Here is a 15,669-nt window from a genome sequence, read left to right on the forward strand (position 1 = left end):
CCAGACAAGACACTGGTGGGTCTGGATGGATTCGAACCATCGACCCCCGCCTTATCAAGACGGTGCTCTAACCGGCTGAGCTACAGACCCCTGAGCCTGTCTGCGTTTCTTCTAACCACAGCCGATAAGCGTGAGCACTTGAGTGCAATGAATGCACAGCTCTGGAAAGGAGGTGATCCAGCCGCACCTTCCGATACGGCTACCTTGTTACGACTTCACCCCAGTCATGAATCCTACCGTGGTGACCGTCCTCCTTGCGGTTAGACTAGCCACTTCTGGTAAAACCCACTCCCATGGTGTGACGGGCGGTGTGTACAAGACCCGGGAACGTATTCACCGCGGCATGCTGATCCGCGATTACTAGCGATTCCAGCTTCACGCACCCGAGTTGCAGAGTGCGATCCGGACTACGATCGGTTTTCTGGGATTGGCTCCACCTCGCGGCTTGGCAACCCTCTGTTCCGACCATTGTATGACGTGTGAAGCCCTACCCATAAGGGCCATGAGGACTTGACGTCATCCCCACCTTCCTCCGGTTTGTCACCGGCAGTCTCCCTGGAGTGCTCTTGCGTAGCAACTAGGGACAAGGGTTGCGCTCGTTGCGGGACTTAACCCAACATCTCACGACACGAGCTGACGACAGCCATGCAGCACCTGTGTTATGGCTCCCTTTCGGGCACTCCCGCCTCTCGGCAGGATTCCATACATGTCAAGGGTAGGTAAGGTTTTTCGCGTTGCATCGAATTAATCCACATCATCCACCGCTTGTGCGGGTCCCCGTCAATTCCTTTGAGTTTTAATCTTGCGACCGTACTCCCCAGGCGGTCAACTTCACGCGTTAGCTACGTTACCAAGCCAATGAAGGCCCGACAACCAGTTGACATCGTTTAGGGCGTGGACTACCAGGGTATCTAATCCTGTTTGCTCCCCACGCTTTCGTGCATGAGCGTCAGTATTGGCCCAGGGGGCTGCCTTCGCCATCGGTGTTCCTCCACATCTCTACGCATTTCACTGCTACACGTGGAATTCCACCCCCCTCTGCCATACTCCAGCGCTGCAGTCACCAATGCAGTTCCCAGGTTAAGCCCGGGGATTTCACATCGGTCTTACAGCACCGCCTGCGCACGCTTTACGCCCAGTAATTCCGATTAACGCTCGCACCCTACGTATTACCGCGGCTGCTGGCACGTAGTTAGCCGGTGCTTATTCTTCCGGTACCGTCATCCCTCACGGATATTAGCCACGAGGTTTTCTTTCCGGACAAAAGTGCTTTACAACCCGAAGGCCTTCTTCACACACGCGGCATTGCTGGATCAGGCTTGCGCCCATTGTCCAAAATTCCCCACTGCTGCCTCCCGTAGGAGTCTGGGCCGTGTCTCAGTCCCAGTGTGGCTGGTCGTCCTCTCAGACCAGCTACAGATCGTCGGCTTGGTAGGCCTTTACCCCACCAACTACCTAATCTGCCATCGGCCGCCCCTTGAGCGCGAGGTCCCGAAAGATCCCCCGCTTTCCTCTCCCGAGCGTATGCGGTATTAATCCGGCTTTCGCCGGGCTATCCCCCACTCCAGGACACGTTCCGATGTATTACTCACCCGTTCGCCACTCGCCACCAGACCGAAGTCCGTGCTGCCGTTCGACTTGCATGTGTAAGGCATGCCGCCAGCGTTCAATCTGAGCCAGGATCAAACTCTTCAGTTCAAACCTGTTACTGTGTTCGGGCTCTCTCGAACCCGGTCGCTCACTCAACGTACTGACGATGATTGATCCGTCTTTCGACAGACAAACCTTCCTCTAATACTGTGTGAGGCTTCTGATACTTCTGCCTGATAGCAGACTCCGGAGAATCCGCCGCCGCATTCCGCATCAAGCGCCCACACTTATCGACTGTTAGTTTTTAAAGATCGGTCCGCCAAACCCGCCGCGCCTGAACCACCACTACCCGGCACCGCTTCGTTTGCGTCGCTGCGTCTGCAGCAGAGAAACGAGATTATGGAGAGCGGTCGACAACACGTCAATACCCTTCTGCGAATTTCTTTTGGGGACAGCATGCGAGGATACGACTCCATATACAGGAAAACGACATGGAGCCCCCTTGCGCAAGGAGCAACTCGCCCCTATCTAGGTTAGGTCGCGCGTATGGCCACGGACTATGCACCTGCGTAGCCTCACGCAATGCCTGCGACAACAGCGACGATGATTTGATGTGCACCCATGAGCGCGAACCCCCAAGCTCGTATATAATGCGAGCCGCGCAAAATTTCGCATGTCCATCGGCCCGCTTCGAGCGGGCTCATCTTTTTTGCTCCCCAGAGCACAGCCCAACAACCGCGTTGAGTCACATCAGGTGATGCTGAGCCCTGCTCGAAACGCCTGACGGTAGCGTCTTGCGTCTCATAGCGAAGCCTCTAGAGGAAATTACGTGAACCCTTTTGATCGCGAAGATTCGCAACACGACACAGCCTTCACTGCCAAAGTTCCGTCCGGCCGTTCGGCCAAAGGCAAGGGCGCCGGCAAAGCGATTCCCGTGGCAGCCGAGCTGCTGCCGCAACAAGCCGAAGAACGCCAGCGCCTGATGCGCGCACTGATCCAGCTGGGTAAAGAGCAAGGCTACCTGACCCACGCGCAGATCAACGACCACCTGCCCGACAACTTCACCGCAACCGCCGCGATCGACAGCATCGTCAGCGCGTTCAGCGACATGGGCGTGCAGGTCTACGAGCAGGCCCCGGACGCGGAAACGCTGCTGCTCAACTCGAATTCCCCCGCCGTGGTGTCGGACGACCAGGCGGACGAGGAAACCGAAGTCGCGCTGTCGACCGTCGACTCCGAGTTCGGCCGCACCACCGACCCCGTGCGTATGTACATGCGCGAAATGGGCGCGACCGAGCTGCTCACCCGCGCAGGCGAAATCGCGATTGCGAAGCGCATCGAAGACGGCCTGCACGAAATGGTGCAAGCGATCGCCGCGTGCCCGCTCGCGATCTCCGCGATCCTCGCGAGCGCGCAGCAGGTTGTCGACGGCGAGTTGCGCATCGACGAACTCGTCGACGGCCTGAATGAAGAGACGGCCGCCGCGGAAGAAGTCGCGAGCGCCGACACGGATGCCGATGAAGTCAGCGACGCCGACGAAGACAGCGAAGACGAAGAAGACGACGACGTCGGTCCGGAAGATTCGTCGGCGGCGGACGAAGCTCGCCTGAAGCAGCTCACGAGCGACTGCCTCGAAATCTTCGCCCAGGTCGGCATTCTGTACGACCAGATGAACGCGTCGCACGCGCGCGGCGACGTCACGTCGAAGGCCTATCTGCGCGCACGCGAAGACATTCAGCAGCACCTCGCGAAGATCCGCTTCACCGCACGCACGATCGACCGTCTGTGCGGCGACGTGCAGCGCCAGGTCGCGCAAGTGCGCGCGATCGAGCGCAACATTTTGCAGATCGTCGTCTCGAAGGCCGGCATGCCGCGCGAGAAGTTCATCGAAACGTTCGCGGGTAGCGAGGCCGACCTCGGCTGGACCGAGCGTGCCGCGCGCACCGGCGCGTCGACCTATGGTGCGGCGCTCGAGCGTCACCTGCCGGCCATCCAGTCCGAACAGCAGAAGCTGATCGACATCGAAGCGACGGTGTCGCTGCCGCTCAAGCATCTGAAAGAAATCAACCGCCAGATGGTCGCGGCCGAATCGAAGATGCGCAAGGCCAAGAGCGAGATGATCGAGGCGAACCTGCGTCTCGTGATCTCGATCGCGAAGAAGTACGTGAACCGCGGCATGCTGTTCCTCGACCTGATCCAGGAAGGCAACATCGGTCTGATGAAGGCCGTGGACAAGTTCGAATACCGTCGTGGCTGGAAGTTTTCGACGTACGCGACCTGGTGGGTCCGTCAGGCCGTCACTCGTTCGCTCGCCGATCAGGCGCGCACGATCCGCGTGCCGGTGCACATGATCGAAACGATCAACAAGCTGAACCGCATTTCGCGCGAGATCCTGCAGCAGACCGGCCAGGAAGCGCATCCTGCGGTGCTCGCGGAACGCATGGAACTGTCGGAAGAGAAGGTGCGCGGCATTCTGAAGATCGCGAAGCAACCCGTATCGCTCGAAACGCCGGTCGGCGACGACGGCGATGCGACGCTGGGCGACATGATCGAAGACGCTGGCGTATCGTCGCCGGCGGATGCCGCGATGCAGGCCGACCTGCGTGCCGCGATCGACGATGCGCTCGACTCGCTGTCCCCGCGCGAAGCGAAGGTGCTGCGCATGCGCTACGGCATCAACACGAAGTCGGATCACACGCTTGAAGAAGTGGGCAAGCAGTTCGACGTGACCCGCGAGCGGATCCGCCAGATCGAGAGCAAGGCGATGCGCAAGCTCATGCATCCGAGCCGCGCGGACCGTCTGAAGTCGTTCCTCGACCGATAAGCGTTTGCCACGCTTGCCGTGCGCGCTGCACGGCAAGCCGCCCACATCGTCATACACAAGCAGCGGGATGAACCGGTCGACGGTGAGTCCCGCTGTTTGCTTTTGTGCTGTACATTTCCACAATTCTTCATGCGCGAATTCTCCGCTTCGCTTCCCGCCCTGTTGTCCACAGATTTTGGGAACAAGCTTGTGGACAACCTGCGCATGACTGCGCTAACTCATTGAGCGTACTGCGTTTCGCGCTCGCGCCTGAGATGAGTCGCGTGTCCCATTACTTGCCGCACATCGTGCGCCCCCGCCCATTGCCGCGCTCTCAACGCGAGTCCAATCTCAGAAGGCGCCACCATGATCGAGCAGATTCAGCATGCCCTCGCCAGTCAGCGGCGCCGCCACGGTGCTTTGCCCCAGCATATGCGGATCGAGGTAGCCGGAAACCTGCAGCGTGTCGACGGCAAAGCGCATCAGCCGATGCAGCACGATTGGTGTCCCAAGGCCGAGGGTGAACACGATGATCGCAAGGTTGCCGCACTGCAAACTGAGCAGACGCGCCACGCTGACGTTACTGCCGAAATGCAATTGCGAGCCGAGCGACGTATTGCCCATCACGTGGCGCGTCAGCGCGGCGACATAGAAGCCGCGGATCAGCATCGTGCCGATGGAGAACAGCGCATAAAACAAAAACAGCGATCCGAGCGCGGCCCGCGACGGCGCCGTACTCGCCCCCGGCACCTGGCCGACATGCATCGATGCGAGAGCGCCCTTCAGAAACACCATGAACAGCACCGCGAACAACACGACCACGCCGACGAACGTAACGAGGAACAGACCGTAGACGACCCACGCGCGCCCCTTGAAGCGAAACGCCAGGCTACCGAAGCTGCTCGCGTTGATGCGGCACTCCATTAGACGCATCGATGTCCACGGCATCATCTGGCCAAGCGTGACAACGCACAACAGCGCGTACAGCAACGCGCGCACGCCGAAGCCGAGCGCCGAGCCGGTCATGCCGCCGCGAATACCGCACCACTGCGTCCGGCTCAGCCGATAGCGCTGCGCGCCGAAAAACGCACCCGCCGCGAGCACGACGATCAGCAGATACAACGCGATGACAGGCAGCGAACCGAGTGCCGCGCTTTTCGTCAGCATGCGCAAGACCACGCTTAGCGCGCCAGCCGCGAACACCGCGCTGAACACGACCACGATCGCGAACAGAAAGCCCTTGAATAGCTCGCCCCCGGTGCCCGTGTACTCGAAGCGCTCGTCCTGAAACCGCATGCGCGACCAGACATATCGGCGGTTGTTCGTGGTCGCCCAGAAGCGGTAAATACCGAGCGTCACGATTTGCAGCACAAGGTTTCTGAAAAAGATGCCGTAGAGGTCGCCGAGCGTGCCGTCGTAGATCAGCAGCGGCCGCTTCTCGTCGAGTGAATTCATTGCGTTGCCCCCTTTTCCTCATTTAACGTTTTTGTGGCCCACTCACGCATTCTCCTGCGGCACTCATATGCGGCATGCATGGGCGAACGCGACGGGCGACGATGCTTTCCCGTGCGAAAGCCGACTCGTATGGCGCGAACCCGTGTAAAACCTGTCTTTCAGACATTCCGGGAATCACGCAAAACGGAAGCCGGCCGGCAAGCACGATAATTACACGGTTTCTTATCTTTATAAATGGCATTTCCGCATATAAATCGACCACTTCCATTACAAGATTTGGCAACGCCCGAATTTATTCGAATTGCATAATCTTGAGATTAAGACGTGCAATAACGATTTCATTGGGGGCAATCATTGGAGGGTCCACTCGCGCGTACGCGCCGTTCGACGTGGCAATCCCGAGCGGTTTCATCTGCGGCTTGCCACGATCGGTCTCATAGAAGGCACGCGCGGACGAAAACGATTGCGTATTCGAACTCAACGCGATTCGCGATTAATCAGGAATGCGGTGAATTCTGTTAAAGCACCACAATTTTTGGCATTTGGATAAAAAAACCCGGCTGCACATTAGATGCTCGCCGGGTAATCTGCCGCATTCCACTGATTGTGTTGATGCAATCAGGATTTTATTGCTCGTCGAAGTACTGCTCGAGCGCGCGGTTCATTCGGTGCACGCCGGTTTCAATCTCCTCCACACCCGGCACGAACATCACGTTCTGTTCGATGCACGCGCGCAGATAGTCGGACGCATCGCGTGCCGCGTTCAGACGCGCCCACACGAACATGCCGCCAACCGGACGATGAAATGCGATGTGCCGCGCGAGATGCGTGTCGAGCGCATCGCATAGCGCGCGGCATTTGACGGAATACGCATCGACAATGCGCGGCAGATGCCGCTCCAACCTGCCGCTCGCGAGGTGCTCGGCGGCAATCGCCTAGGTCCAGGGCGCGCTGCATAGATCGACGGTCTGCTTGGCGACCACGCCTCGAGCCATATAAGGCGCTACACCACGTTCTTTTCGATGATCGGCCGGTTTTCGAGCACGCGCGTAAAGCTTAGTGAACTGAGATCGAGCGTCGCATAGCGGCCATGCAGAACCAATTCGCTGATGCCGCGTCCGGTTGCCGGCCCTTGCTGTAAACCGTGGCCGCTGAAGCCGTTTGCGAAAATGCAGTTATCGATATCCGGGTGATGGCCAATGATCGCGTTCTGATCGAGCACGTTGTATTCGTAATAGCCGGACCAGCAGTTCTGCACGCGCAGCGCCTCGAATTGCGGCACGCGATTGGCGAGCGTCGGCCAGATCACGTCGTCGAATAGCACGTGATCGACTTCATCGAGCGGTAGATCGTCGGGATCGTTATCGGCCGACGGCGACGTGCCGCAGATATACGAATTGCCTTCAGGCCGGAAGTACACGCCGCTCGGATCGATCAGCAGCGGACAGCGTTCAAGCTTTGCCGGCGACGTGACGTTGAAGATACTGCGCCGCCGCGCATAGACGAGCAGATCGATGCCGACCATCTGTGCGACCTTGCGCGACCATGCGCCGGCCGCGTTGACGACGACGTCGCAAGCATAGGTCTCACCGTCCGCGGTTTGTACCTGCGTGACGCGATTGCCCTCGCGATGCAGCGCGGTGACGTCTGCCGCGACATAGCGCGCGCCGAGCGCCTGCGCTTTCTTGCGCAGCGCCTGTACTAAACCGTAGCCGTCGAACCAGCCCTCGCCGCTTTCGCCATAAGCGCCGGCAACGAGGTCGTCGGTATTGAGCCAAGGGAAGCGCGTTTGCAAGCCATGCGTGTCGAGCAGGCTGATATCTGCGCCGAGGCTTTTTTGCAGCGCGTGATTCTCGCGCAGCGTCGCTTCACCGGCAGGTGTCGCGAGAAACAGGTAGCCGCCTTCGTGCAGATCGATCGAGGGCCGGGTGCCGTCGACTTCGAGCCGCTCGCCGATCGAGCGAAGAAACTCGATGCCGAACAGCGACATCTGAATGGAAAGCGGCGTAGAAAACTGCTGCCGGATCGACGCCGCCGACAAGGCCGACGACGAACGCGCATAGGTCGGGTCGCGCTCGATTACCGTGACGCCGACTGTCGGATCGGACAGCCGCAAGAAATACGCAATCGAACTGCCGATCACCCCACCGCCGACGATCACGACTTTCGAACTCACGTCTTACTCCACGAGTAACGTGGCCGCTCCGGAACGCCGGGCGGCGCAAACGGATTGCTATCTGGAATGCGCGGCCGTGGCGCGCCGGACGGCGACGGCGGCGCACCGGCATCAACGCGATGCGCCGCCAACGTTTACGACGTCACACTTGCGCGCTCAGTCGAGATTGAAGTCGATACCCTGCGCAAGCGGCAACGCCGACGAGTAGTTCACGGTATTGGTCGCGCGACGCATATAAGCCTTCCACGCATCCGAACCCGACTCGCGCCCGCCGCCCGTTTCCTTTTCGCCGCCAAACGCACCGCCGATCTCGGCACCGCTCGGTCCGATGTTGACGTTCGCGATGCCGCAGTCGCTGCCCGACGCGGACACGAAGCGTTCCGCTTCGCGCAGGTCGCTCGTGAACACGCACGACGACAAGCCGTGATGCGCTGCGTTGTTCGCCTCGACCGCATCGGCGAAATCGGCATAGCGCAGCACGTACAGAATTGGCGCGAACGTTTCCTTCAGCACGACCGACGTTTGCGACGGCATCTCGACGATGGCCGGACGCACGTAGTAGCCGCCCTCATAACCCTTCACTTCGACTCGCTCGCCGCCGAACACGTTGCCGCCCTCGGCCTTCGCCTGCTGCAGCGCTTCCTGCATGCGGTCGAACGATTGACGGTCGATCAGCGGCCCCATCAGCGCGCCCTTTTCGAGCGGATTGCCGATCGGCACGCGGCTATACAACTGCTTCAGACGCTCGACGGTCTTCTCGTACACGCTGTCGTGCACGAACAGACGCCGCAGCGACGTGCAGCGCTGACCGGCCGTACCGACCGCCGAGAACAGGATGCCGCGCATCGCGAGTTCATGGTCGGCCGTCTGCGTGACGATGCCGGCGTTGTTGCCACCGAGTTCGAGCAGCGAGCGGCCGAAGCGCTTCGCCACTTCGACGCCAACCTTGCGACCCATTTCCGTGCTGCCCGTCGCGCTGACGATCGACGCGCGCGGATCGGCCACGAGCTTTTCGCCCACGTCGCGCCCGCCGTTGATCAACGCGGCCAGGCCGGCTGGCGCGTCGCCGAATTCCTTCAGCGCGTCTTCGAGAATCCTGTTCACGGCCAGCGCCGAGAGCGGCGTCTTTTCCGACGGCTTCCAGATCACCGCGTTGCCACACACCAGCGCGAGCGCCGCATTCCATGACCAGACCGCCACCGGGAAATTGAACGCCGAGATCACGACGCAGGTGCCGAGCGGATGCCACGACTCCGCCATCCGATGACCCGGGCGCTCGGACGCGATCGTCAAACCGTACAGCTGACGCGACAGACCGACCGCGAAATCGCAGATGTCGATCATTTCCTGCACTTCGCCCATGCCTTCCTGCAGGATCTTGCCCGTCTCCAGCGAGACGAGGCTGCCGAGCGCCTGCTTCTGTTCGCGCAGCCGATTGCCGAGCAGCCGCACCAGCTCGCCGCGGCGCGGCGCCGGCACGTTACGCCACACGGCAAACGCGTCTTTGGCCCGGGCGAGCGCCGCGTCGACCTCGACCGCCGTCTGGCTGGCCACACGGCCGATGAGCTCGCCGGTGATCGGCGAATGAACGGCGATATCGCCGGCTTGCGCGGCTTGGGCAATGCCGAGATCCGCGAGGATAGTGGACGCGTCCATGTGAACCCCTTTAATTTCCGATACGAAACAAGAGTAAGTTCGGAAACTATACACGCGGGTTTTTGTGACGGCAAGAAGATGGTTGGGAATGAAATACCGGTTGACAAAAGGGGGGCGCGATGTTTCCAGAAGGAAACTTCGTCAGACTTCGGGCGGGTGTCACGCCCGCGCGTCAAGCATCTGGCCCACCATTCTCCTCCAGCACCGCCATCAACCGGTCGACCAGCACACGCGCGAACGGCGGCAAGTCCTTCAGACTGCGCACGCAGATCTTCAGCTTGCGCACGGCCCACGGATCGTTCAGGCCGACGATCGCGATCTGCATCGTCTTTCTGTGCCGCAGCGCGACCGACTCCGGCACGATGCCGATTCCGACACCCGCCTCGATCATCCGGCACGCGGCCTCGAAGTTGCCGACCTGGATGCGAAGTTTGAGACGCGCGCCGAGCGCATCGGCGGCACTCGTGATGAACGCGTGAATCGCGCTCGACGTCGGCAGGCTCACGAAGTTCGCGTTCAGCACCTGCGAAAAATCGACCGACGCTTGTCTCGCGAACGGATGCTCGCACGACGTAACCAGCACGAGCCGATCGTCGCGATATGGCAGCATCTGCAGATGCTCGGCATGCACATTGCCCGCGACGATGCCGATATCGGTCGCGCTGTCGGCGACGCCCTTGACGATCTCGCCGCTCAGCACTTCGCGCAGATCGATGTTCACGTCCGGGTGATCGCGCAGGAAACGGCTCAGCACGGCCGGCAGAAACTCGCTGATCGCGGTCGTGTTGGCCCAGATGCGCACGTGGCCCTTGATGCCCTCGCCATACTCCTGCATGTCGCCGGCCAGATGCTCGACGCGTTCGAGCACGAGCCGCGCGTGATGCACGAAGGCTTCGCCCGCGGGTGTCGGCGTCACGCCCTGGCTGGTTCGATAGAGCAGCTTGATGCCGAGTTGCTCCTCGAGATTCTTGACCCGGTTGCTGGCGGCCGGCGCCGACAGGTGCGAACGCTCCGCCGCACGCGCGAGGTTGCGCGTGTCGGCGATATGCAGGAGCAGGCGTAAATCTACGAAATCGAAGTGCATGATGAAAGCTGCTAGCGAAGCATGCGCAAAGCAAACTTTCATCTTAACCAGGTGAAGTGAAAATTTAGCCGGGGAAAGATCCGAATCGACAGATCACCTTGATGCGCGCACGGCTTAAGCCGACTCTCGCATCATCTCCGCTTGCGGTATCAGCTCGGCATCGGGCGAAATCTCTTCGAGCGTCTGCTGACTCGTTTCGATGCGCAGCGCGAGAATCGCGATACTCAGCAACAACAGCACGCCACCGACCATCGTCAGCACACCCGTCACGCCGAACTCCGTGTAGAGCAGCAGCGCGACGTAGGGTGTGGACATCGACGCCGCGCGGCCGCACGTGCCGGCCACGCCGGTGCCGCGCAAGCGATGCGCGGTCGGAAACAGCTCGGGGATATAGCCGAACAGGCCGAGCGTGCACACCGTGTAGATCGTCGTGACGAGCGCGAAACCGACGACCGCAATCGGCACTGGCGCGCGCATCTGCACGTAGACGAAGCCGAGCACGATCGTTGCAAGCGAGAACAGCACGATGCCGTTGCGTCGCCCCAGGCGGTCCGTCACGAGATAACCGACGACAGCGCCGGCCGGCGCACCGAACGACATCAGCAGCACGAAGCCAAGCGACTGCACGATGGTCAGGCCTTCCTTGACGAAGAACGTCGGCAGCCACGCGACGAAACCGTACAGCGACATGTTGATCGCCATGCAGGTCAGCGCGGCGACCAGCGTGCGGCCGATCATGCCGCGCGCGAACAGCGCCGAGAACGGCGCGGCCGGCACCTCGTGACTGACCACGCGCGAAACCGGCGGCAGCTTGCCGACGCGCGCCTCGACCTGTCGCTCGATTGCCGAGACGGTGGCCTCCGCCTCTTCGAGCCGGCCGACCGTTTCGAGCCAGCGCGGCGACTCCGGCATCCGATGCCGCAGGAACCACACGACCATCGCGCCAACCCCCGCGATCGCGAACATGTAGCGCCAACCGAGATGTGGAATTACCCAATAGCCGACTGCGGTCGCGCCGAGCAGACCGGAGTTGATGATCAGCGCGAGCAGCGCGGTCCAGCGGCCGCGTGTGGCGGGTGGCACGAACTCACACAGCGTGCCGGCCGCGACCACGAGTTCGGCGCCAAGGCCAATGCCCATGACGAAGCGCAGCAGGATCAGCCAGTAGATGTTCGGCGCGAAGCAGGCGGCGAGCGACGCGATGCCGAAGATCGCGAGATTGGCCTGATACGAATAGCGTCGACCGAAGCGGTCGCCGAGATAGCCTGCCAGCCCCGCGCCGATCATCATGCCCATGAAGGTCGCGGAGATGAAGAACGAGCCGAGGCGGAGATCGGTGAAGCCGGTTTTGACCATCGCCGCGAGCGCGCCGTTGGCGAGATAGATGTCGAAGGCGTCGAGGAAAGCACCCGCGCCGATCAGGCCGAGGATGTTCCAGTGGAAGCGGGTGATCGGCAGGCGGTCGAGGCGTGCGCCGGAGTTGATGGGGGCTGGCAAATTGTGTCTCCTGTCTTTTTAGGCTGCGCGCGGGCGAGAGGCGCGAGCGCGGAACAGTTCTGCGAGACCGCCTTCGTTCGATGTGGCGGCTCGGGGCAGAGCGCTGAACGGCCGTTGTCGGATCGTGCAGGGCCGTTGGCTTCAAGAGTGCGACAGGTGACGTGGGCTGGGAATTGGGCTTTTTGGAGGTGAGTGTTCCGGTTTGATTAAGGGAATGGTAAAGAAGCGATTTGCATACCCGAAAGGCGGCAGCGCCGAACCGCAGCGCGAGGTCAAAGCCCTCGAGAACGAGATCGTCGAAATGGTCGCGCGCGATGAACTCGATTTCGAGTTCAGGATGCGCATCCATGAACTGATCGAGTCGTTGCGCAAAGCCGGTGACTGAGCCGGAATTATCGCCGGCTCAAGCCCCGTCGCGCCATTTATCCCGCTGTCCGGTTCTGCACGGGCACGTCTGCGCCGGCGCTGCGTGTGACAGAGTCGCTGAGGTCCGTCCTCGTATTGATGAACCAGGCGGAGACCGAAGCCAACAAGAAGCAGCCGACGAAGAGGTGGAATACGACATTGAAGTCGTCATTCGTCCTGGTCAGGATGTAACCGACGATCAGCGGGGAAAGAAATCCTGCCAACTGACCCGCCGCATTGACAAAGCCGATTGCCGACCCGACGACCTTGTTCGGCAGCGCGACGTTCGGGATGGTGTAGAGCGAACAGCCGGCCATGGTTGAGAAGAAGTAGCCGATCGTCTGAAAGAATACCGCCGTTTCCGCGGTCTCCGCATGGGCCGTCAGATAGGCAAAGATGGCGGCCACGACGCAGCCGAGGACGACAAGCAATTCGCGACGATTGCGGAAGAACTTGTCGGAAAGAAAGCCCGTGATGCAATAGGCAATCGTGCCGACGAGAAATGGCACCGACGCCATAATGCCCATTCTGGCCGTCGAAAGGCCGCGCGCTTTCAGCAGATACGTCGGGAACCAGCTCATGATGCCCCACGAGGCGATGCTGAAAACGAACAAGGTGACGAAGCACCACCAGACCAGCGGCGTTTTCACCAAACCAGCAAAATCCGCTTTGCCGGCAGAGGCAGACAAAGACTTTTCGCTGGTACCGATTTCCTCCAATTCGATCTTCGAAACGTGCTTGCTGTCTTTCGGGCTGTTTCTGATATAGATCCAGCCGAATACGGCCATCGCGACACCGGGTATGAACAGACTCGTGAAAATCGCGCGCCATCCCCACGCGGCCATCACGGCCGCCACGAACAGCGGCGCCAATGCGGGTCCCAGCGCATTAGTGGTCATCATCAGCCCGGTTGCCCGTCCCACTTCGCGCTTTGGGAACCACGCCGACAGTGCCTTGAACGCGGCGGGAGGAAAAAGCGCTTCGCCGATGCCAAACGCGACCCGCACCACCAGCATCAAGCCGAGCGAATTGCACAGTCCGGTAAGCGCGGTGAAAATCGTCCACCAGGTGATGCCGATCGTCGTCATCAGCCGCGGACCGAATCTGTCTGCAAGCAGGCCAGCCGGGATCTGACATAGCGCGTAGCTAAAGAAGAACGCGCTCAGGATTCCACCCATTTCCATCGCGGACAGATGAAACTCGGACGCAATGAATGGAATAGCCGCTGCCATGATCATTCTGTCCATGTAACAGAGCAGATAGATTGCGAACAAAATAAACAGCACGAGGTAGCGATGTCTCCAACGAAAGCGCATGAGATCTTCCTTATTATTAAATGACAGCGATGACACGAAATCCGAGCTTTAGCCGATCAATTGGCGGTACGAGAACGACTTGAAATCGGCAGGCTCGCGAAAGCCAAGCATGTCGTTGACGGTGATACCCGCGAATGCCCCCGTGAAGCCGATGGGGGTTGCATATTCATCGCTGAGTTTCGTGAAATCCTTTTCCAGTTCAAGGTCCTTCCAGTCACCGTGCGTCAAGCGATAGAAGAAGCGCAGTTTCGCGTCCACGACGCGAATCCGCAGTTCGATCCCGGTGGCCTCGGGCAGCGTCGCCAGTCGATTGCTGTAGGCGAAGCTGCCGGCATCCATTTCCATGTAGGACAGGATTTTTGTGCCGTCGTCGTCGCGCGTGACGAACAGATAGAAGAAGGTGTTCTCGTCGTAACGCGCCATGAGCCCAGCCATGTGCAGATATGACCTGGGTGAAAATTCCAGCGCGGTTTCGACTTCGAACTGCCAGTCACGGATGCGACAGGCCAACAAGCTTTGATGGAACCGCGAAGTCGGCGACTCTTGCCCCCTTATGCGCAGATAGCCCGGACGTTCGTGAAGATTGCACCAGTCGTCGCCGATGGGGATGCGCAGACTCTGCAGTTCCGGGGGCAGCGCGGCACGTTGTCCGAAATCGATCGTCCAACTGCTGTCGAGCCTTTGCTCGATATCCGAGCCGATCGCAAAAGATTCGGCGGGAACCACTCCGCCACTGGCGAGGCGGGGCCAGTCGGCATGCCATTCGATAGGTGCGACACAGGTTTCACGGCCTAGCGGCGAGCGCTTCGTGTGCGCATCGATTGGTCTCGATCCGAGGTACGTCATGTACCACTGGCCGTTGGGACCCTCGACCAGATTGCCGTGGCCGGTCCGCTGAATCCGTCCATTCGCGTCGCGCGACGTGAGCATCGGCGTATCAGGATGAAACTCGTATGGACCGAAAATGCCGCGGGACCTGGATACACACGTTGCATGTGTATAGCCTGTGCCCCCCTCCGCTGTGATCAGGTAGTACCAGTCTCCCTTCTTCAGCAAATGCGGAGCCTCGTAGATCTGACATTTCATGAAGTAATCGGTCTTGAGGTTGGCGCCTTTATAGATGACGTGCTCTTCGCCGATCAGCTTTTCCTCCTGCACCGAGTATTCCCGCAGAACGATTCCGACGAACAGGTCTTCGTAGATACCTCTGAAATCGCGCCGGATATAGGCGAGCCACTTTTTGCCAGATTCGTCGTGGAACAGGGATGGATCGTATCCACCGGACACGAGATGCACGGGCTCCGACCAGGGTCCGGTGATGTCCGGGGCGGTGACGAGGTAGTTGTGCATGTCACGAAGCGGAGAGATCTTCTGCTCGCCTTTCCATGCCTTGGTGTCGGTATAGACGAGCCAATAAAGACCGTCGTGATAGGAGAGGGCTGGCGCCCATATGCCTCCGGAGGGCTGCTCTCCGATCAGGTTCAATTGCGATAGTCTGTCGAGAGGCGTGGCCTTGAGTTCCCAGTTGACGAAATCTTTTGATTCGTAAATGAGAACGCCCGGATACCATTCAAACGTTGAAACCGCGATATGCCACGCATCCTTGCCACGGCACACGCAAGGATCCGGGTTGAAGCCGCGCAGAACTGGATTTTGAATAGTACTCATCGGGAGGGTATTTTTTGAC

At 60.2% G+C, this 15,669-nt stretch carries 9 protein-coding genes, 1 tRNA gene, 1 rRNA gene and 1 pseudogene; 2 read left to right on the forward strand and 10 right to left on the reverse strand.

Annotated elements, in window-relative coordinates; genetic code table 11:
- Positions 1 to 13: 13 nt before the first annotated feature.
- Together OKW27_RS06840 and OKW27_RS06845 are read right to left on the reverse strand one after the other, a co-directional pair.
- Positions 14 to 90: transfer RNA gene (locus tag OKW27_RS06840), tRNA-Ile, on the reverse strand.
- A gap of 75 nt (positions 91 to 165) precedes the next feature.
- Positions 166 to 1,698 (reverse strand): 16S ribosomal RNA (locus OKW27_RS06845).
- A gap of 721 nt (positions 1,699 to 2,419) precedes the next feature.
- Here OKW27_RS06845 and rpoD point away from each other — a divergent pair.
- Complete coding sequence (gene rpoD, locus OKW27_RS06850) at positions 2,420 to 4,414, forward strand: RNA polymerase sigma factor RpoD (protein WP_090808526.1); 1,995 nt, start codon at positions 2,420 to 2,422, stop codon at positions 4,412 to 4,414.
- Between the two features lie 330 nt (positions 4,415 to 4,744).
- On the opposite strand, the gene OKW27_RS06855 is transcribed toward rpoD, so the two are convergent.
- The 6 genes and pseudogenes from OKW27_RS06855 to OKW27_RS06880 form a co-directional block, all read right to left on the reverse strand.
- The gene (locus OKW27_RS06855) at positions 4,745 to 5,848 is read right to left on the reverse strand and encodes a YjgN family protein (protein WP_429333011.1); all 1,104 of its coding nucleotides are present in this window, start codon (positions 5,846 to 5,848) and stop codon (positions 4,745 to 4,747) included.
- Between the two features lie 626 nt (positions 5,849 to 6,474).
- A pseudogene (locus OKW27_RS06860) lies at positions 6,475 to 6,852 on the reverse strand (PLP-dependent aminotransferase family protein); the annotation flags it as partial.
- Complete coding sequence (locus OKW27_RS06865) at positions 6,852 to 8,024, reverse strand: NAD(P)/FAD-dependent oxidoreductase (protein ID WP_429333012.1); 1,173 nt, start codon at positions 8,022 to 8,024, stop codon at positions 6,852 to 6,854. The pseudogene OKW27_RS06860 and the gene OKW27_RS06865, both read right to left, overlap by 1 nt.
- A gap of 156 nt (positions 8,025 to 8,180) precedes the next feature.
- On the reverse strand, positions 8,181 to 9,680 hold the full coding sequence (gene amaB, locus OKW27_RS06870) for an L-piperidine-6-carboxylate dehydrogenase (protein WP_429333013.1): 1,500 nt from the start codon (positions 9,678 to 9,680) through the stop codon (positions 8,181 to 8,183).
- 172 nt (positions 9,681 to 9,852) lie between these two features.
- The gene (locus OKW27_RS06875; RefSeq protein ID WP_187614407.1) at positions 9,853 to 10,764 is read right to left on the reverse strand and encodes a LysR family transcriptional regulator; all 912 of its coding nucleotides are present in this window, start codon (positions 10,762 to 10,764) and stop codon (positions 9,853 to 9,855) included.
- 114 nt (positions 10,765 to 10,878) lie between these two features.
- Positions 10,879 to 12,261: an MFS transporter gene (locus OKW27_RS06880; RefSeq protein WP_429292065.1), complete on the reverse strand. Its 1,383-nt coding sequence runs from the start codon at positions 12,259 to 12,261 to the stop codon at positions 10,879 to 10,881.
- A gap of 214 nt (positions 12,262 to 12,475) precedes the next feature.
- Between OKW27_RS06880 and OKW27_RS06885 the strand changes: the two genes are divergently transcribed.
- Entirely contained in the window at positions 12,476 to 12,646 is a 171-nt protein-coding gene (locus tag OKW27_RS06885) for a hypothetical protein (protein WP_167368737.1), read from the forward strand.
- Between the two features lie 37 nt (positions 12,647 to 12,683).
- On the opposite strand, the gene OKW27_RS06890 is transcribed toward OKW27_RS06885, so the two are convergent.
- Together OKW27_RS06890 and OKW27_RS06895 are read right to left on the reverse strand one after the other, a co-directional pair.
- Positions 12,684 to 13,982 carry an MFS transporter gene (locus OKW27_RS06890; protein WP_090808510.1) on the reverse strand — a complete coding sequence of 433 codons (1,299 nt, stop codon included), beginning with the start codon at positions 13,980 to 13,982 and terminating at the stop codon, positions 12,684 to 12,686.
- Between the two features lie 48 nt (positions 13,983 to 14,030).
- Positions 14,031 to 15,650 carry a glycoside hydrolase family 43 protein gene (locus OKW27_RS06895; protein WP_429333014.1) on the reverse strand — a complete coding sequence of 540 codons (1,620 nt, stop codon included), beginning with the start codon at positions 15,648 to 15,650 and terminating at the stop codon, positions 14,031 to 14,033.
- Positions 15,651 to 15,669 lie beyond the last annotated feature (19 nt).

Origin of the sequence: Paraburkholderia sp. 35.1, from assembly GCF_050436525.1 — a bacterium.
GTDB lineage: Bacteria > Pseudomonadota > Gammaproteobacteria > Burkholderiales > Burkholderiaceae > Paraburkholderia > Paraburkholderia tuberum.